Genomic DNA, 18619 nt, shown 5'->3' on the forward strand with positions numbered 1-18619 from the left:
AAGACGCTGGGAGCGTAGGAACAACAATGACTCGCACAACCCCGACCGCCGGTCGGATCGCCTTCGTGGGCTCCGGCCCCGGGGACCCCGGACTGCTGACCGTGCGCGCCCGCGAGGTGCTGTCCACGGCGCCGCTCGTGGTCAACGACCCGGACGTGCCCGAGGCGGTGTTGGGCCTGGTGGCCGAGGGCGCCGAGGTGCGGCCCGCCGTCGGCCAGCCCGCGGACGTCGCAGGCGACCTGGTCACCGAGGCGAAGTCCGGCCGCCCCGTGGTCCGGCTCGTCTCGGGCGACCCGCTGACCGTCGACGCCGTGGTGGCCGAGGCCCGGGCCGTGGCCGCCGCCGGGCTCGCCTTCGACGTGGTGCCCGGGGTCCCCGCCGGGACCGCCGTGCCCGCGTACGCGGGCGTCGCGCTCGGGTCCGGGCACGTCGAGGCGGACGTGCGCGCCGGCGTCGACTGGGCCGCGCTCTGCGCCTCCCCCGGCCCGCTGGTGCTGCACGCGGGCGCCGCCCACCTGGCCGAGGTCGCCACCGCGCTGACCGGCCAGGGCCGCGCCTCCGACAGCCCCGTCGCGGTCACCGCGCACGGCACCGAGAACACCCAGAAGACGGTCTCGACCACGATCGGCGCCATGGCGTCGGACGCCGCCGAGCTCGAGGGCCCGCTGGTCGTGACCGTCGGCGGCGCGCTCGACCTGGCCTGGTGGGAGTCCCGCGCGCTGTACGGCTGGCGCGTGCTGGTCCCGCGCACCAAGGACCAGGCGGGCGTGATGAGCGACCGGCTGCGCATGCACGGGGCCATCCCCGAGGAGGTCCCGACCATCGCCGTCGAGCCGCCGCGCTCGCCCACCCAGATGGAGCGGGCGGTCAAGGGCCTGGTCGACGGGCGCTACGCCTGGGTCGTGTTCACCTCGACCAACGCCGTGCGCGCGGTCTGGGAGAAGTTCCACGAGTTCGGGCTGGACGCGCGGGCCTTCTCCGGCGTGAAGATCGCCTGCGTCGGCACCGCGACCGCCGAGAAGGTGCGCGAGTTCGGGATCGTCCCCGAGCTGGTCCCGGACATCGACGAGGCGCAGACCAGCACGTCGGAGGGGCTGCTCGAGCTCTTCCCGCCGCACGACGACATCCTCGACCCGGTGGACCGCGTCCTGCTCCCGCGGGCGGACATCGCCACCGAGACCCTCGCCGCCGGGCTCACCGACCGCGGCTGGGAGATCGACGACGTGACCGCCTACCGAACCGTGCGCGCGGCCCCGCCGCCCGCCCCGATCCGCGAGGCGATCAAGACCGGCGGGTTCGACGCGGTCTGCTTCACCTCGTCGTCGACGGTGCGGAACCTGGTGGGCATCGCGGGCAAGCCGCACGCGCGCACGCTGGTGGCCTGCATCGGCCCGGCCACGGCGGAGACGGCCCGCGAGTTCGGCCTGCGCGTGGACGTCCAGCCGGAGGAGGCCCGCGTCCCGGCCCTGGTCGACGCGCTGGCGGCGCACGCGGCCAAGCTCCGCGCGGAGGGCGCCCTGCCGCCGCCGAAGAAGGTCAAGGCCCGCCGCCGCTGACCCCTGCTGCGACGAACGGCGCGTTCGCTCCTACCTGGTGAGCGAACGCGCCGTTCGTGTCTCGGGCCCGGATGAGCGAACGGCGCGTTGGTTCCCACCTGGTCGGCGAACGCGCCGTTCGCCGGGGGCGGTCAGACCTTGGCGGGGCGGCGGAGCAGGTGCTCCCACCAGCGGCGTCGGCTCTCGGCGTCGGCGCGGTCGGCCTCGGCCAGGCGCTCGGCGGTGATCACCGGGATGACGGTGGTCTCGTCCGCGCCCGCCTCGTCGGCGTGGAAGGCGGGCGGGTAGGCGGCCCAGCGCTCCTCCTGGGAGAACCCCGCGACGGGCTCCCACGGACCGACCTCGCGGGCGCGCGCCACGTACGCCGACGCGGCGGCGACACCCGCGCGCACGCCCTCGGCGGTCGGGGCCGCACCGATCGAGCGGAAGCCCTCGCCCCACGGCGCGAGCCCGGCGTGCTCGGCGACCGTGACGGTCACGACCTCCCACGCGTAGTCGCGCTCCTGCGTGGCGACCAGGTCGCGCAGCTCGTCCGGACCCCAGGTGGCGCTGCCCTCGTCGGCGCCCCCGGTGACGACCACCAGGAACACCCGCGCGGGGCGCTCGTCCTCCGGCATCCCGGCGAGGGCGGACCCCAGCCCGCCGACCAGCGCGCCGAGCGAGTCCCGGACCGCGGCCGTGCCCCGCCCGCGCAGCTTCGGGACGGCGGCGTCCCCGGCCGGGATCCCGCCGCCGAGCCTCCCGGCGCGACGACCGGTCGTGGTGACGTACACCTCGACCTCGCCGGGCCGGGCGGCCTGCTCGGTGAGGAGCCCGGCGACGGCGGCGCGCACCTCGTCGCGCAGCGGGCCGAGCGAGCTGGATCGATCGAGAAGGAGGGCGATGACGCTGCGTCCCGGTTTGGTCACGCGCGCAGGATGCCCCATGGGGTGACCCGCCCCGGCACCCACCCCCGGTCGTACGCTGGGCGCATGGGCTTCCCTGTGCAGCGGCCGCGGCGGTTGCGGACCACCCCCGCGCTCCGACGGCTGGTGGCCGAGACCGACGTCCGGCCCCGCCACCTCGTCCTGCCGATGTTCGTGCGCGAGGGCGCGGCCGAGCCCACCCCGATCGCGTCCATGCCCGGCGTGGTCCAGCACACCCGCGACAGCCTCCGCAAGGCGGCGGTCGAGGCGGTGCAGCGCGGCGTCGGCGGGATCATGCTGTTCGGCGTCCCCGCGACCCACGACGCGGTCGGCTCCGGCGCCACGGACCCCGACGGGATCCTCAACGTCGCGCTGCGCGACCTGCGGGCGGAGCTCGGCGACGACACCGTCCTCATGTCGGACCTCTGCCTCGACGAGTTCACCGACCACGGGCACTGCGGCGTCCTGGACGACCAGGGTCGCGTGGACAACGACGCCACCCTGGAGGTCTACGCCCGCATGGGCGTGGCGCAGGCCGAGGCGGGCGCCCACGTCGTGGGGCCGAGCGGGATGATGGACGGCCAGATCGGCGTCATCCGCGAGGCGCTCGACGAGGCGGGGCACACCGACACCGGCATCCTCGCGTACACCGCCAAGTACACCAGCGCCTTCTACGGCCCGTTCCGGGACGCCGTCGAGAGCCAGCTCAAGGGCGACCGCAAGACCTACCAGCAGGACGGCGCGAACCTGCGGGAGTCGCTGCGCGAGCTCGCGCTCGACCTCGAGGAGGGCGCCGACATGGTCATGGTCAAGCCGGGCCTGCCCTACCTCGACGTGCTGCGGACCGTCGCCGACACCGCGGACGTCCCGGTCGCCGCGTACCAGGTCAGCGGCGAGTACGCGATGATCGAGGCCGCCGCCGCGAACGGGTGGCTGGAGCGCGAGCGCACCATCCTCGAGTCCCTGACCAGCTTCCGACGGGCCGGTGCGGACTTCGTCCTCACCTACTGGGCCGCGGAGGCCGCGGAGTGGCTGTGAACGAACCCGGGGTGCTCACCGCGCTCACGGACCTGGACTTCGACCGCTTCGCCACGCCCGCGGTCGCCCGGCTGCTCTACGTCGTGGGCATCGTGCTCATCGTCGTCGGGTACGTCGGCGTGGTGCTGGTGACCTTCTCCCGCGGCTTCGGCCTCGGGATCGCCGCGCTGGTGGGCGGGGCGGTGGCGGCGGTCTTCTCGCTGCTGCTCCTGCGGGTGGTCCTGGAGTTCCTCGTGGCGGTCGTCCGCCTGTCGCAGCGGACCCGTCGGGAGCCCTGACCGGTACCCTGGCCTGCGTGAGCAGCGGCGAGGACGGCCCCCGATACATCCCCCCGAGGTCGGGTGGGGGCTACGCGCAGTACCCGCAGAACCCCTACGGGGCGAACGCCGGACAGCCCTACCCGTACACCCCTTACTCCGCGCCGTCGCAGCCCTCCTCGCCGCAGGACCACACCCCCGCCCCGCCGCGCCGCAGGCCGGGCACGGTGGTCGCCGGGGTGGTGCTGCTGGTGGTCGCGGCGCTGCCGTTCGTGGTGCTGGGCGTGCTGTCGCTGGTCACCCCGCTCACCCAGGCCGAGCTGCAGTCCGTGCTGCCGCCGGACCTGAACCTGGAGCAGACCCTGGCGCAGGCGAACGTCACGTTCGACCAGCTCCTGCAGGCGCTGCGGCTGATGTTCGCGATCATCACCCTGCTGGCGCTCGCCTTCGTCGCGGTGTCGCTCACGGCGCTGACCGGCAGGCGCTGGGCCCGCACGGTCGCCACGGTGCTCGGCGTGCTCTTCGCGATCTTCCTCGTGCTGAACCTCTCCGTGAGCGCCGCGGGCCTGGTCGTGGCCGTGCCGCTGGTCCTCCTGATCGCGGGGATCGTGCTGCTGCACCGCCGCCCGTCGTCGGACTGGTTCGCGAAGCTGTAAGACTGACGGGGTGAGCACCACCGAGTCGGCCGCCCTCTTCGCCCGCGCCTCGGGGGTCATCCCCGGCGGGGTCAACTCCCCGGTCCGCGCGTTCAACGCGGTCGGCGGCACCCCGCGGTTCATGGCGTCCGCGCGCGGCGCGTGGCTGACGGATGCGGACGACAACCGCTACGTCGACCTGGTCTCCTCGTGGGGCCCGATGATCCTCGGCCACGCACACCCGGCCGTCGTCGAGGCGGTGCGGGAGGCGGCGCTGGGCGGCCTGTCGTTCGGGGCGCCCACCGAGGCGGAGATCCAGCTCGCCGAGGCGATCATCGGCCGGGTCGAGCCGGTCGAGCAGGTCCGGCTGGTGAACTCGGGCACCGAGGCGACCATGAGCGCGATCCGGCTGGCCAGGGGGATCACCGGGCGCACGGTCGTCGTGAAGTTCGCGGGCTGCTACCACGGCCACGTCGACGCGCTGCTCGCCCAGGCGGGCTCCGGTGTCGCGACGCTCGGGCTGCCCACCAGCCCCGGCGTCACCGGCGCGCAGGCCCAGGACACCGTGGTGCTGCCGTACAACGACCTGGACGCGGTCCGCGCCGTGTTCGCCGAGCGCGGCGCCGAGATCGCCTGCGTGATCACCGAGGCGGCGGCCGGGAACATGGGCGCGGTGGCGCCCGTCGCGGGCTTCAACGAGGGCCTGCGGGAGATCACCCGCGAGCACGGCGCGCTGCTGGTGATGGACGAGGTGATGACCGGGTTCCGCGTCTCGCCCGCCGGGTGGTTCGGGCTCGACGGCGTGGCCGGTGACCTCTACACCTTCGGCAAGGTCATGTCCGGTGGCCTGCCCGCCGCGGCCTTCGGCGGCTCGGCCGAGCTCATGTCGTACCTGGCGCCGAAGGGCCCGGTCTACCAGGCCGGGACGCTGTCCGGGAACCCCGTCGCCGTCGCCGCCGGGCTGGCCACGCTGCGCACCGCGGACAAGGCCGTCTACGAGACGCTCGACGCGAACGCGGCCCGCCTCGTCGGCCTGTTCGGGGACGCGCTGTCCGCCGCGGGCGTGCCGCACCGGGTGCAGACGGCGGGCAACATGTTCTCGGTCTTCTTCACCGAGTCGCCGGTGGTGGACTACGAGACCGCGAAGGCCGCCGAGACCTGGCGCTTCCCCGCCTTCTTCCACGCCCTGCTCGACGCCGGCGTCTACGGGCCGCCCAGCGCCTTCGAGGCCTGGTTCGTCTCCGCGGCCCTGGACGACGACGCGTTCGCCGTCATCGAGCGGGCCCTCCCGGCGGCGGCGCAGGCCGCGGCGGCGGCCGTCCAGTGAGCGGTGACCGCAGCTCCCCGCCGGTCAGCGGCCCGCGCACGGTGGTGCACCTGCTGCGCCACGGCAAGGTCCACAACCCCGACGGCATCCTCTACGGCCGCATCCCGGGCTACCGGCTCGCGGAGGAGGGGCAGGAGCAGGCGGGGATCGTCGCGAAGTACCTGGCGTCGAACGACATCGCCGCCGTGGTGGCGTCCCCGCTGCAGCGGGCGCAGGAGACCGCCGCCCCGATCGCGGACACCCACGGCCTCGAGATCGTCACCGAGGACGGGCTGATCGAGTCCGGCAACCTGTTCGAGGGCGAGACCTTCGGCGTCGGGGACGGCGCGCTGCGGCGCCCCGCGAACTGGCGGCTCGTGCGGGACCCGTTCACCCCGTCCTGGGGCGAGCCCTACCTCAGGATCGCGCACCGGATGTTCGGCGCGGTGCACCGCGCCCGCGCGCTGGCCGAGGGCCGTGAGGCGGTCTGCGTGTCGCACCAGCTGCCGATCTGGACGCTGCGCCGCTACCTGCTCGGGCAACGCCTCTGGCACGACCCCCGCTCGCGCCAGTGCGCCCTCGCCTCGCTGACCAGCGTCGAGTTCACCGGCACCACGATGACCGGACTCACCTACGCCGAGCCCGCGGGTGCCTCCGACCCCACGGTGACGGGCGCATGAGGAGGGTTCTGCCGCTGCTGCTCGGCCTGCTCGTGCTGGCGGGCTGTTCCACCAGCAAGGACGCCGTCGCGACGGGCGCGCAGGAGTTCACGTTCGTCGCCCCCGGCGGGCAGACGACGATCCTGTACGACCCGCCGTCGTCCCGCGGGGTCGCCCCGAACCTGTCCGGCGACTCGCTGATGAACGAGGGCGCCCAGGTCGGGCTCGACGACTACGCGGGCCGGGTCGTGGTCGTCAACATCTGGGGTTCGTGGTGCGGCCCGTGCCGGACCGAGGCCCCCGACCTGCAGTTCGTCGCCGACCAGACGAAGGACCTGGGCGTCTCGGTGCTCGGGATCGACGTGCGCGACGACCGGGACGCCGCCCGGGACTTCAAGGCCGACCGTGGCCTGACGTTCGACTCGATCTTCGATCCCGCCTCGCGCAGCCTCGCGGCCCTGGACGGCTACCCGCGCAACGTCGTGCCCAGCACGCTGGTCCTGGACCGGCAGCACCGGGTGGCCGCGGTCTACCTGACCGTGATCCGCCCCAGCGACCTGCTCAGCACCGTGCAACGCGTGGCGGCCGAACCCGCTGCCTGACGCGGGGGCCCCTGACGCTTGGGACGCCCAAGCGCCATGCAGCGACGCTTGGGACGCCCAAGCTTCAGCGGCTCTGGCGCGGCACTGACGCTTGGGACGCCCAAGCGCCATGCAGCGACGCTTGGGCGTCCCAAGCGTCATCTCACCCCGCACCACCCGCCCGCCCGGCGCACTACGACGCGTAGAAGGTGCGTACTCTGGCGAGCGATGGATGCGTCGACCACCCTCGCGGTCAGCGGCCCGCTGCTCGTCGCAGCGGTGGTCGCCGTCCTCGCGGGCGCGGTGAGCTTCGCGTCGCCCTGCGTGGTCCCGCTCGTCCCCGGCTATCTCGCCTACCTGGCGGGGCTCGTCGGGGTGGACCGCAACCGCACCGAGGGCCGGTTCCGGGTCGCCGGTGCCGCCGGGCTGTTCGTCGCGGGCTTCACGGTGGTGTTCGGCGCGATCCTGGTCGGTGTCGTGTGGCTCGCGGACGTGCTCGTGCGCAACGAGCAGGTGCTCCAGCGGGTCGGCGGGATCGTCATGATCGTGATGGGGCTGGCGTTCGTCGGGCTCATCCCGGTGCTGCAGAACGAGCGCCGCGTGCACTGGGTCCCGAAGCTCGGTCTCTGGGGCGCCCCGCTGCTCGGCGCGGTGTTCGGGCTGGGCTGGGTGCCCTGCATCGGCCCGACGCTCGCGGGCGTCGTCGCGGTGGCGGCGGGGACCGGCGGCGGGAGCATGCGCGGCGTCGTGCTCACGCTCGCCTACTGCGCCGGGCTCGGGCTGCCGTTCGTGCTGATCGCGCTGGGCGCCTCCCGCGCGGTCGCCGCGCTCGGCTGGCTGCGCCGCAACACCCGCTCCATCCAGATCGCGGGCGGGGTGCTCATGGTCGCCGTCGGGGTGCTGCTGGTCAGCGGCCTGTGGGGGCAGCTGCTCGCCGAGCTGCAGGTCTCGATCGCAGGGTTCACCCCGGCCCTATGAGCACCACGATCCCCGCGCCGCCCGCCGCCGCGCCGCCGCCCCCGCACCGCACCCGTGCGGTCCTGGCGTTCGCGCGGAACGCCTGGCGCGGGCTCACGAGCATGCGCACCGCCCTGGTGCTGCTGTTCCTGCTGGCCCTGGCCTCGCTGCCCGGCGCGCTCCTGCCGCAGCGCTCGCTGAACGCCCAGCTCGTCGACCAGTACTTCGCCGACTACCCGCAGCTCGCGCCGCTGCTGGACAAGGTCGGCGCGTTCGAGGTCTTCGCCACCCCCTGGTTCGCCGCGATCTACCTGCTGCTGATGATCTCGCTCGTCGGGTGCCTCACGCCCCGCACGGTCGAGTACTGGCGCGCGATGCGGCAGCGGCCGGTCGCCACCCCGCGCAACCTGGCGCGGATGCCGCACCATGCCGTCGACGTCGTCGAGGGGACCCCCGACCAGGTCCTCGACCGGATGGACGCGCAGCTGAAGGGCTGGCGCCGGGTCCGCTCGGCGGACACGATCTCCGCGGAGAAGGGCTACCTGCGCGAGACGGGCAACCTCGTCTTCCACGTGAGCATCGTGGGTCTGCTGATCGCGATGGCCGTCGGGAAGCTGTTCGGGTACGAGGGCCAGGTCATCGTGCTGGCCAACGGCAGCCAGTTCTGCAACACCTCGATCCTCGGCTACGACTCCTTCCGCCCCGGCCTGCAGGTCGACGGCACCGAGCTCGCCCCCTTCTGCATCCAGGTGAACTCCTTCCAGGCCGACTACCTGTCCAACGGCCAGCCCGAGCAGTACCGCGCCCAGCTCGGCTACCAGACGGCCGCCCAGGTCGAGTCCGGTGACGCCGCCGACTGGCAGGACTACGAGCTCGCCGTCAACCACCCCCTGCGGATCGACGGCGAGCGGGTCTACCTGCTCAACCACGGGTACGCCCCGAGATTCACCGTGACCTGGCCCGACGGCACGCAGCGGACCGGGGAGATCCAGTGGCAGCCCGTGGACCTGCGGACCTACCTCTCGCAGGGCGCCACCAAGTTCGAGCGCCCCGGCATCGCGGACCCCGCGGAGCGCCAGCGCAGCTCGATCGCGGTCACCGGCCTGTTCGCCCCGACGAGCTCGGGCGGCCAGGTCGTCACCTCCACCTTCCCGGACCTGCTCGCGCCCGAGGCCGCCGTGGACGTCATGCGCGGCGACCTGGGTCTCGACGACGGCCGCGGCCAGTCGATCTTCTCGGTCGACCAGTCGAAGGTCGACTCGGGCGAGCTCACCCGGGTCGCCCGCGAGAACATGGTCCCGGGCCAGAGCATCACCCTCGACGACGGCACGCAGATCCGCTTCGACGACGTCACCCAGTGGGTGGCCCTGCAGATCAGCCACGACCCGGGGCAGGAGGCGGTGCTGGTGTTCGCGCTGCTCATGCTCGGCGGGCTCGCGCTGTCGCTGTCGATCAAGCGGCGGCGGTTCTGGGTGCGCGTCACGCCCGAGGGCGAAGGCCGTAGCCGGGTCGAGCTGGGCGGGCTCGCCCGCACCGACCGCGCGGGCTACGGCGAGGAGTTCGACCGTCTGCGCACGACACTGACGGACCTGCTGGAACCGACCGGAAGCGGAGCACGCTGATGCCTGTCGACCCCCTGCTCTCCCAGTACAGCGACCTGCTGTTCGAGGGCACCGTGGTGGTGTACCTGCTGGCCATGGTGTTCTCGGCGGTCGAGTACGTGACGGCCCGGCAGAGCACGCCCGCCGCGGAGCCCGCCGAGGTCGTCGCCGTCGCGGCGACCAGCGCCGAGCCCGTGGCCGTCTCGGGCTCCGCCGGCTCGGCGGGCTCCGCGGCGGACGAGATCCCGCCGCCCCCGGTGAGGACGCCGAAGCCGGAGCGCAGCCGGGCGGACCGCTTCGGCCGGATGGCCGTCTCGCTGACCATCCTCGGCGTACTGCTGCATCTGGGCTCGATCGCGCTGCGCGGGCTGGCCGCCGAGCGGTGGCCGCTGGGCAACATGTACGAGTACACCTCGGCCGTCTGTCTCGCGGCGATGGTCGCGTGGCTGGTGGTGCTCCAGCGCGGGGCGGGCCGGAGTCGGGGGATCCGCAGGCTCGGGGTGTTCCTCTACGCCCCGATCCTCGTCCTGATGGTGCTGGCGGGCACCGTGCTCTACGCGCAGGCCGCACCCGTCGTGCCCGCGCTGCAGTCGTACTGGCTGGTCATCCACGTGACCACCATCACGCTGTCGACAGGGCTGTTCATCGTCCCCGGCGTCGCGAGCATCCTGTACCTGATGAAGCGGTCCGGGCGGCCCGCCGGGTTCGTCGCGAAGCTGCCCGCCCAGGAGACGCTGGACCGGCTCGCGTACCGGACCACGGTGGTCGCGTTCCCGATGTTCACCTTCGCCGTGATCTGCGGCGCGATCTGGGCCGAGGCGGCCTGGGGCCGGTTCTGGGGCTGGGACCCCAAGGAGACCGTCGCGTTCATCTCCTGGGTCGTCTACGCGGCCTACCTGCACGCGCGGGCGACCGCGGGCTGGCGCCACGCCCCGGCCGCGTGGATCAACATCGTGGGACTCGCCACGGTGATCTTCAACCTCTTCTTCGTCAACATGGTCATCGCCGGCCTTCACTCGTACGCGGGGCTGGGCTGACCGTCACCTCGACCGAGACGGCTCGCACGACTACCGTCGGCGACCGTGAGCGACAGTAGGCCGGACGAGTACCCCGACGGTTCCGTGGGCCGCTACGTCCGGGAGCGGTGGGCGGCGAACGCCCGTGCCGCCCAGGAGCGCCGGGAGCAGCAGCCCGGCATCGGCGCCCGGCGCGACGAGGCCTGGGGCGTGGTCCCGGAGGACGCGACCTGGGGTTCGGACGTCCTGGAGATCGACGAGCAGGACGACGCCGAGGAGCCCGCGGCGCAGGCTCCGCAGGCCTACACCCCGGCACCGCAGGAGCCGGTCCACCCTGGCCCGGTCCCACCCCAGGAGGACCGCTCCGAGTGGTTCCAGGCTCCGGAACCGACGTCGTCGACACCCCCGGTGTCTCCGCCCGCGCCACCCCCGGCCGCCGTGCCTCCGCCCGCCGTGCCCCCGGCCGCCGTGCCTCCGCCCGCCGTGCCCCCGCCCGTCGCACCGGCGGTGCCCGACCGTGACGTGACGTCCACCCCTGCGCGGCCGTACCGGCTGCCGGCCACCGAGGACCTCGCCGAGGTCCCCGACGACGCCACCCCGCCCGACGGGGTGCCTGCGCCGCAGCGGCCGATCCGGGACGTCGGGCGCTGGACGGATCCCGGGGCCGTCGCGGCGCAGGAGGCGCAACGGCACCGCGCCGACTCCTCCGACGAGTCCGCGGACCTCTCCACGGCCCGCCTGCTGCGGCCCAGCCGCAGGCGGCCGCCGCGCACCGGGTGGCGCAAGTTCCTCTACCTGCTCACCGGGCGCCTGATCAACCCGGGGGAGAGCCCGCAGGACGTTCGGGAGCGCGAGCTGATCTCCCGGATCAACCAGCCGCTGCTGGGCTGCCACAAGATCGCGACGCTGAGCCTCAAGGGCGGCGTCGGCAAGACGACGATCACCGCCACCCTGGGTGCGACGTTCGCCTCCAAGCGCGGGGACCGGGTCGTCGCCGTCGACGCGAACCCCGACCGCGGCACGCTCGCGCAGAAGATCCCGCTCGAGACCAGCGCCACCGTGCGCCACCTGCTGCGAGACGCCCAGCGCGTGCGCCGCTACACCGACGTCCGGGCCTACACGTCCCAGGGGCCGTCCCGGCTGGAGGTGCTGGCCAGCGAGGAGGACCCCGCGGTCTCGGAGGCCTTCAGCGAGGACGACTACCGCCGCACGGTCACGCTGCTCGAGCACTTCTACAACATCGTGCTCACCGACTGCGGGACCGGCCTGATGCACTCGGCCATGTACGGCGTGCTGGGCGTGGCGGACCAGCTGATCATCGTGTCGTCGGGCTCGATCGACGGAGCGCGCAGCGCCTCCGCGACGATGGACTGGCTGGAGGCGCACGACCACGGCGACCTCGTCCGCAACGGGATTTCCGTGATCAACAACGTGCACCGGCAGGCCGGGGCCGTGGACCTGGACCAGGTGGCGCGGCACTTCGCCGGACGCTGCCGCGCGGTGGTCCAGATCCCGTTCGACCCGCACCTCGAGGAGGGCGCGGAGGTCGACCTGGACCGCCTCTCGGCGCCTACGCGGATCGCCCTGTTGGAGCTGGCCGCGTACGTGGCCGACGGGTTCCCCCGCTAGTCGCGGTCACCCTTGTCGGACGGGGGCCCGTCGGTCTCGCCCGGGCCCTCGTCCGGCTTGCGCAGGTTCGTGTCGAGGCTGCGCAGGAAGTCCGCATCGTCGTCCGGACCCGTGGGCCGCGGCTTGCGCGGCACGTCCGAGGCCCGCGGGGCGCTCGTGCCGCGCGGGATCTCGGCGCGGTCACCGTTCATCGCCCGCCACAGCAGGAACGCGATGACCGCCGCGCCGACGAATGCCACGAGATAGAGCACACCATCACCTCCGGTACCGAGCGTACCGAAGGGACGGGCAATGCCCCGGTAAAGAACCCCGGGTGGGGGATCAGCGGTGGTGCGTCCCCATGGTCGCCTCGCTGGTGAGGTCGGCGAGCATGCCGCGCACCTCGGACTCACGGAAGCGGCGGTGGCCGCCGGGGGTCCGGATCGAGCCGATCCGACCGGCCGAGGCCCAACGGGTCACGGTCTTCGGGTCGACACGGAAGAGGGTCGCCACCTCGCCGGGGGTGAGCAGGCGCTCGTTCGCGTTCTGGGTCGGAGCAGACATCCGTGCCTCCGCAAGAGAATCCGTATCGTCGATTACCGGGCCATCGTGACACCGAGGACCCCGGGTACTCGAACGGTTGGGCGGAGGTAAAGGGCTCTTAAAGGGCAAAGCGGACTTCCGGGCGAAAGCCGGGCGGGAGTCTGAGAGGAGCCTGAGCGCCGCGACAGAGGGGCCTGAGCTGCGGAATCGCTCGTGTTCCCGAGGATGCCCGCGATCCGGTGGGGCGCGTGTGAGGCCGGGCTCGGGACCGCCGGACGGTGAACCCGCGGCGGCGAGCGGTCGGTACCCTCGTCGCCATGTCCGCCGACACCGAGACCCGCGGCGCGCCGTCGCTGGGCGCCACCATCGCCCTCTACACGCTCGCTCGGCTCGGGCTGCTCGCCCTGATCGCCGCCGTGCTGGCGCTCGTCGGGGTCCCGGTGCTCTTGGCGATCCTGATCGGGCTGGTCGTGGCGCTGCCCCTGTCCATGGTGCTGTTCCGTGGCCTGCGCGGACGCCTGGACGCGGCCTTGTCCGCCGCCCGCGAGCGCCGCGGCGCCGAGCGCGCCGTACTCCGTGCCGGCCTCCGTGGCGACGACGCAGGGCACCCCGACCCTCTCGAGCGCACCGGGCCGGCCGACGGTCCCGCCAAGCCCGTCGCCGACCGCACAGCCGAGGCCGAGGCGGAGGCCGACAAGCCTGACACCGAACCGGCCGGTCCTGCCGCTGCCCCTGCCGTCGCCGCCTCGAAGTCCGACGAGCCCCTCGACCGTTCCTGAGACCTCGCGCCCATGGTCACCGCACCCTGGAGTCAACGGGGACGTTCGCCGGACCGATGGGCAGGTTCCTGACGCTTCGCCTGCCAGGTCATCCGAACCCCATCGGAGCTTGCGGGCCCAACGCCGAGCGATGCGCAGGAGCCTGACGCTCCGCGCCCCCGACGATCCGGACGCCCTCCGACCCGGCAGACCCAACGCCACACCATGCCCAGGGCCCGAACGCTCCAGACCCCCGACCATCCGAAGGCCCTCAAACCCGCCACGCACACCCCGGCGCGATGCTCAGGTTCCGGATGCTCCGCCTTCCCGACGATCCGGAGGGTCTCAGAGCCACCAGGCATCCCGCCACACGATGCTCAGGGTCCGGATGGTCCGGGCCGACGATCATCCGGACGCCTCGGAGTGAACCTGCGTGCCTCACCGCGATGCTCAGGTTCCTGACAGTCCACGTCCCGACCCATCCGAGCAGTACCGGACCCGCCACGCGCACCGCGGGGCGATGCTCAGGATCCTGATGCTCAGATGAGCCGAGATCCGACGTCCGGCGCATCTGGTCGACGCGCCGCCGCGCGATGCTCAGCTTCCTGGCGCTCTTGGCGCTCGGGTCATCCGGTCGCGGCATCCGATCACAGGCGAGATCCGACGGCGCCGCGATCAGTCTGACTCAGGCTCCTGACGGTCCTGTGTGCCGACCGTCCGGCGACCGGCGTACTTGGTCGACCCGCTGCGGTGCGTTGCTCAGCTTGCTGACGATCCGAGGGCGGACGCTCCCGCGCAGGATGAATCGGGTGCCGGACCATCAGGGACCCGAGTCGGCGTCGAGGTGCACCCACCCGGCCCGCAGGCGCTCGGATGGCCAGTGGCGTGGACCATCAGGATCCTGAGCATCGCGCCGGGTTGTGTGTGGCGGTTCTGAGGGTGTTCGGATGGGTCGGGAAGCAGGAGCGTCAGGGTCCTCAGCATCGCCCCGAGGTCTGTGTGGCGGGTCTGAGGGCCTTCGGATGGTCGGGGGTCCGGAGCATCCGAGACCTGGGCATGGTGTGGCGTTGTGCCTAGCGGGTCGTGGGCCGGCCGGATCGTCGGGGGCCCGGACCATCCGGAACCTGAGCATCGCGCCGGGGTGTGCGTGGCGGGTCGGAGGGCCTTCGGATGGTCGGGGGTCTGGAGCGTCCGAAACCTGGGCATCGTGTGTCGTTGGGCCTGGCGGGTCTGAGGTCGCTCGGATCGTCGGGAAGGCGGAGCATCAGGAACCGGAGCGTCTCGCCTGGCGGGTCCGACGGTCCCGGGCCACCTGGATCGTGGCCGGGGCCGCCGCTAGAACGCCAGGCCGAGTGCGAGCCCGACGGCCGTCAGGGTGGACCAGGCCAGCAGCACCATGCCCGTCTGCTGCAGCACGCGGATGAGGGGGCGGCCGTCCGCGCCCCGGAGGACGGCGCGGGTCGGTGGGATCGCGAGGGGGAGCGCGAGCAGGCCGAGCAGGACGGGCAGGCTGAGCACGCCCATTCCGATCGTGAGCACGAACGGGAGCAGGGCGAGGGCCGCGTAGAAGCGGCGGGTGTCCCGATCGCCGAGCGCGACGGCGAGCGTGCGCTTGCCGACCTCGGTGTCTCCCGCGATGTCTCGCAGGTTGTTCGCGACGAGCACCGCGCAGCAGAGCAGGCCGACCCCCACCGCCCCGACGACCGCGAGCGGGCCGATCGTGCCCGACTGGGTGTACGTGGTGCCGAGCGTGCCGACCAGGCCGAAGAACACGAACACCGCGACCTCGCCGAGCCCCGCGTAGCCGTAGGGCCGCTTGCCGCCGGTGTAGAACCACGCGCCCGCGATGCACAGCGCGCCCACCGCGATCAGCCACCACGCGCGGGCCAGTGAGACGAGCGTCAGGCCGGCGAGGGCCGCGATCGCGAAGCACACGAACGCGGCCGTGCGCACCGCTGCGGGGGTGGCCGCCTTCGAGCCGACGAGCCGCATGGGGCCCACCCGCTCGTCGTCGGTGCCGCGGATGCCGTCGGAGTAGTCGTTGGCGAAGTTGACGCCGATGACGAGGGCCGCCGCCACGATCAGCGCGAGCACGGCCCGCCCGATCGACACCGTCCCGGACCCGATCGCCGCCCCGGTCCCGACCAGCACCGGCGCGACGGCCGTGGGCAGGGTCCGCGGCCGTGCGCCCTGGACCCACTGCGCGAGAGAAGCCACGCCGAAATCTAACCCGCGCGCCCGGCCGATCGACCCCCGCCCCGGAAGGGTTCCGCGGCGGATCACCAGGCTCCGCAGGCCGCCCGGGCGGTCAGCCCGTCGCGGTGGGCTGCTCGACGGTCGCGGCGCCGGCCCGCACCGCCGCCGCGCCGCCGACCTCCGCGCTGCTCGGCGCCGTCACAGGCCCGGTGTCCGCCGGGTCCGCTGCACCCGCGCCACTCGCGCCCGCGCCGCCGGAACCTGCGTCACTCGCGCCCGCGCCGCCGGAACCCGCGCCACTCGCGCCCGCTCCGCCCGCATCCGCGCGACCACCCGCACCCACCACGGAAGCACCCTCACCCACCGAGCCCGACGCCGTCGGAGCCGCGTCGGAGGCGGCATTCCCGGCGGCGTCCGACCCGGAGCCCGCCGAACCCGGTGCAGCCGCGGCGGCGTGAGTCGGCTCCTCGCCCGGCGCCGCCGCACCACCCGCGACCGCGTCGCCCGCCGCGGCGCAGGAGGGGGCATCGGTCGCCTCCGGGAGCACCGAGGCGGTGAGGAACTGGCCCTCGCCGATCCGGGCCCAGCCCGCGGAGACGCACTCGACCGGGACGTCCGCGCTGTCCGCGGCCACGCCGACCACCGACGCGTCGTCCGAGGGCGCCGAGCGCACCTGCGCGACCCCCTCGGCGGAGACCTTCGACAGCCGCACCGAGCCGGTCCACAGGTAGTCGACCTGCACCTGGGAGTTGTCCTTGAGGCCCAACGCGTCCCAGAACACCCCGTCGCCCAGGTCGATGCCGGCGGGGTTCGCGGCCTTGCGGCCGAACTGGTCGTTGCCACCGTTGTAGCCGTCGCGGTAGGCGGCCTGCGCCTGCGGGACGCCCTGGGGCAGGTCCTTCCACTCCTGGCGCTGGTCGGCGGAGTTCCAGTAGTCGTCGCGGGTGTTCCACGGGCCGACGTCCCACACCGGCGCGAACGCGCACTGCCCGTTCGGCGCGCAGACCCGCACCGAGTAGTCGCTGGTGTCGCGCGGGGACAGCGCCCGCCGCGAGGGCAGCGCCACGAAGTGGTCCCGCTCGGTGATCACGTGTCCGTTGGCGGTGGTGCCGCCCACGAGCCCCTCCCGCGTCGCGAACACGTTGTAGGACAGGGGCGCCTGCTCGGTCAGCCCTTCGACACCACCCGTCGAGGGCTCGGCCCGCAGCGTCGCCCCGCGGACCGTCGCATCCCCGGTCACGACGAGCCGCCCCTGCACCTCGGAGGTCCGGGTGGGCAGCTCCGCCACGCCGGCGTCCGAGGACGGGATCCACTCGGTCCAGCCGCCGGTGGCCGTCCGCCCGCGCACGTCCATGGAGGCGCTGGAACCCGGCGGAACGGTCGCGTCGAGCACCGACTCCACCGCCGACGTCGGGGTGTTCAGGTCCTGGGGTGCGAGCGTCAGCAGCCCGGTGGAGACCAGGTCGGCGGCGCCCTCGGTGAGCGCCTCGCCGGCAGGTGCGTCCGCGGGCGCACGGAACGCGGTGGCCGGGTCGAGCCGCACCGCACCACCGGACGTCGTCACCCCCGCCGCCTCGCCGGAGGCGAGATCGGCGGTCCAGGACGTACCGCTCGGTTCGGCCGCGATCGCGGGTGCGATCCCGGCGAGCGTGAGCGCTGCGGTCGCGGCGGCCAGGACCGCCGTGCGCCACCTCATACGCATTCCGTGCTCCGTCCCGTGTGATCGGTGTGACTACAGGTGAACCTGTGTCGCATGGGACGAGAGCACAACGGATGAATGTGTAGTGGTCAATCAACGGAGAGTAAGCGACCCCATGGGGTGTCACGATCCGTCACCGAGTCGGGGGGTCTCCCACCCGATCGAGCAGCGCGGCGACCGCCGTGCGGTCCGGCTTGCCCACGCCCCGCAGCGGAAGCTCGGCCACCAGCTGCATCCGTCGGGGGACGGCGGCCCGTCCCTCGGTCGCTCGGACGGCCGCGCGCACCGCCTCCAGGTCTGGTCCGGCCCCGGACGGGACGATCGCGGCGGCCACCACCTGCCCCCATTCGGGGTCCGGCAGGCCGACGACGCACACCGCCGCCACCCCGGCCTGCGCCGCCAGCACCCGCTCGACGGCCGCGGGTGCCACCTTCTCCCCGCCGGTGACGATCACGTCGTCCGCCCGGCCCAGCACGACGAGCCGCTCCCCGTCCCAGCGGCCGAGGTCCCCGGTCACGAACCGCCCCCCGACGAACGACGCCGCGGTCGCGGCGGGATCGCCCAGGTAACCCGACGCGAGCACCGGACCGCCGAGGGAGAGCCTGCCGGCGGGGTCCACCCGCGCGTCCACCCCCGCGAGCGGCAGCCCGTCGTAGACACAGCCCCCGCAGGTCTCGCTCATCCCGTAGGTCGCGACGACCCGGATGCCGGCCGCCTCGGCCCGCTCCCGCAGGGCGGGGGCCAGTGCCGCACCCCCGACGAGCACGGCGTCGTAGCCGGCGAGGGCGTACATCGCGGCCGCGCCCTCGTCGAGGATCCGACCGAGCTGGGTGGGGACGAGGCTGGTGTAGCGCCGAGCGCCGTGCGGCAGCCGTCCGGTGGCCCGGGCGAACCCGGCGGGCCGGAACCCGTCCCGGACGTCCTGCAGCACCGGCGGCGCCCCCGCGGCCAGGGCGCGCAGCACGACCTGCACCCCGGCGACGTGGTCGACCGGCAGCGCGAGCACCCAGCGCCCGGGACCCCCGAGCCGTTCCTCGGTCGCACGCGCGGAGGCGGTGAGGGCCGCGGCGGAGAGCATGACGTGCTTGGGCCGGCCGGTGGACCCCGACGTCGAGATGACGACGGCGACCTCGTCCGGCACTTCGTCCGCGGGCGGGGCCGACGCGCCGCGCCGATGGTCCGCGGCGGCGAGGGGCAGGACGGCGGGCCCGCTTCCGTCCGTCGCGGCGGTCAACGCGCCGACCAGGTCGTCGAGCGAGTCGGGCGACCCGTCCAGGGGGAGCACGGACAACGGACGCATGTCG

18 protein-coding genes are annotated in these 18619 nt (G+C 73.8%); 12 read left to right on the plus strand and 6 right to left on the minus strand.

Going from position 1 to position 18619, the window contains the following annotated elements; translation table 11 throughout:
* Positions 1–26: 26 nt before the first annotated feature.
* A complete protein-coding gene (locus BLS43_RS03345) occupies positions 27–1556 on the plus strand; it encodes a bifunctional uroporphyrinogen-III C-methyltransferase/uroporphyrinogen-III synthase (RefSeq protein ID WP_093076527.1) in 1530 nt (509 codons plus the stop codon).
* A 131-nt stretch (positions 1557–1687) separates the two neighbouring features.
* Here BLS43_RS03345 and BLS43_RS03350 read toward each other — a convergent pair whose 3' ends face one another.
* The gene (locus tag BLS43_RS03350; protein ID WP_143029926.1) at positions 1688–2464 is read right to left on the minus strand and encodes a hypothetical protein; all 777 of its coding nucleotides are present in this window, start codon (positions 2462–2464) and stop codon (positions 1688–1690) included.
* A 63-nt stretch (positions 2465–2527) separates the two neighbouring features.
* Here BLS43_RS03350 and hemB point away from each other — a divergent pair, with 63 nt between their 5' ends.
* The 10 genes from hemB to BLS43_RS03400 all read left to right on the plus strand — a co-directional run bounded on the left by hemB (position 2528) and on the right by BLS43_RS03400 (position 12140).
* A complete protein-coding gene (gene hemB, locus BLS43_RS03355; protein WP_093077404.1) occupies positions 2528–3499 on the plus strand; it encodes a porphobilinogen synthase in 972 nt (323 codons plus the stop codon).
* Positions 3496–3777: a DUF4282 domain-containing protein gene (locus BLS43_RS03360; RefSeq protein WP_176921149.1), complete on the plus strand. Its 282-nt coding sequence runs from the start codon at positions 3496–3498 to the stop codon at positions 3775–3777. The genes hemB and BLS43_RS03360 overlap by 4 nt, the downstream gene beginning before the upstream one ends.
* 17 nt (positions 3778–3794) lie before the next feature.
* Positions 3795–4412, plus strand: a complete 618-nt coding sequence (locus BLS43_RS03365; protein ID WP_093076536.1) for a hypothetical protein — start codon at positions 3795–3797, stop codon at positions 4410–4412.
* Between the two features lie 10 nt (positions 4413–4422).
* Positions 4423–5718, plus strand: coding sequence for a glutamate-1-semialdehyde 2,1-aminomutase (hemL, locus tag BLS43_RS03370; protein ID WP_093076539.1), 1296 nt, complete (start codon positions 4423–4425; stop codon positions 5716–5718).
* Positions 5715–6377, plus strand: a complete 663-nt coding sequence (locus BLS43_RS03375) for a histidine phosphatase family protein (protein WP_093076542.1) — start codon at positions 5715–5717, stop codon at positions 6375–6377. Before hemL ends, BLS43_RS03375 begins: the two co-directional genes overlap by 4 nt.
* Positions 6374–6958: a TlpA family protein disulfide reductase gene (locus tag BLS43_RS03380; protein WP_093076545.1), complete on the plus strand. Its 585-nt coding sequence runs from the start codon at positions 6374–6376 to the stop codon at positions 6956–6958. The genes BLS43_RS03375 and BLS43_RS03380 overlap by 4 nt, the downstream gene beginning before the upstream one ends.
* Before the next feature lie 207 nt (positions 6959–7165).
* On the plus strand, positions 7166–7915 hold the full coding sequence (locus tag BLS43_RS03385) for a cytochrome c biogenesis CcdA family protein (protein WP_093076548.1): 750 nt from the start codon (positions 7166–7168) through the stop codon (positions 7913–7915).
* On the plus strand, positions 7912–9516 hold the full coding sequence (resB, locus tag BLS43_RS03390) for a cytochrome c biogenesis protein ResB (protein ID WP_093076550.1): 1605 nt from the start codon (positions 7912–7914) through the stop codon (positions 9514–9516). Before BLS43_RS03385 ends, resB begins: the two co-directional genes overlap by 4 nt.
* Positions 9516–10532, plus strand: a complete 1017-nt coding sequence (gene ccsB / locus BLS43_RS03395; protein WP_093076553.1) for a c-type cytochrome biogenesis protein CcsB — start codon at positions 9516–9518, stop codon at positions 10530–10532. Before resB ends, ccsB begins: the two co-directional genes overlap by 1 nt.
* A 231-nt stretch (positions 10533–10763) precedes the next feature.
* On the plus strand, positions 10764–12140 hold the full coding sequence (locus BLS43_RS03400; protein ID WP_176921174.1) for a MinD/ParA family ATP-binding protein: 1377 nt from the start codon (positions 10764–10766) through the stop codon (positions 12138–12140).
* Here the strand turns inward: BLS43_RS03400 and BLS43_RS03405 are convergent.
* Positions 12137–12391 (minus strand): hypothetical protein, encoded by a 255-nt coding sequence (locus BLS43_RS03405; protein WP_093076556.1) that lies wholly within the window; start codon positions 12389–12391, stop codon positions 12137–12139. The genes BLS43_RS03400 and BLS43_RS03405 overlap by 4 nt on opposite strands.
* Before the next feature lie 70 nt (positions 12392–12461).
* Entirely contained in the window at positions 12462–12683 is a 222-nt protein-coding gene (locus BLS43_RS03410) for a BldC family transcriptional regulator (RefSeq protein ID WP_093076559.1), read from the minus strand.
* Positions 12684–12979: 296 nt separating this feature from the next.
* Here BLS43_RS03410 and BLS43_RS03415 point away from each other — a divergent pair, with 296 nt between their 5' ends.
* Positions 12980–13441 (plus strand): DUF4229 domain-containing protein, encoded by a 462-nt coding sequence (locus BLS43_RS03415; protein WP_093077410.1) that lies wholly within the window; start codon positions 12980–12982, stop codon positions 13439–13441.
* Between the two features lie 1314 nt (positions 13442–14755).
* Here the strand turns inward: BLS43_RS03415 and BLS43_RS03420 are convergent.
* From BLS43_RS03420 to menE, 3 genes are all read right to left on the minus strand, one after another.
* A complete protein-coding gene (locus BLS43_RS03420; RefSeq protein ID WP_093076562.1) occupies positions 14756–15637 on the minus strand; it encodes a 1,4-dihydroxy-2-naphthoate polyprenyltransferase in 882 nt (293 codons plus the stop codon).
* Positions 15638–15728: 91 nt separating this feature from the next.
* Positions 15729–17312: a hypothetical protein gene (locus tag BLS43_RS03425; RefSeq protein ID WP_176921150.1), complete on the minus strand. Its 1584-nt coding sequence runs from the start codon at positions 17310–17312 to the stop codon at positions 15729–15731.
* Positions 17313–17448: 136 nt separating this feature from the next.
* Positions 17449–18615, minus strand: coding sequence for an o-succinylbenzoate--CoA ligase (gene menE, locus BLS43_RS03430; protein ID WP_176921151.1), 1167 nt, complete (start codon positions 18613–18615; stop codon positions 17449–17451).
* Between the last annotated feature and the right edge of the window lie 4 nt (positions 18616–18619).

The sequence above is a fragment of the Pseudonocardia oroxyli genome, assembly GCF_900102195.1.
In the GTDB taxonomy this organism is placed as follows: Bacteria; Actinomycetota; Actinomycetes; order Mycobacteriales; family Pseudonocardiaceae; genus Pseudonocardia; species Pseudonocardia oroxyli.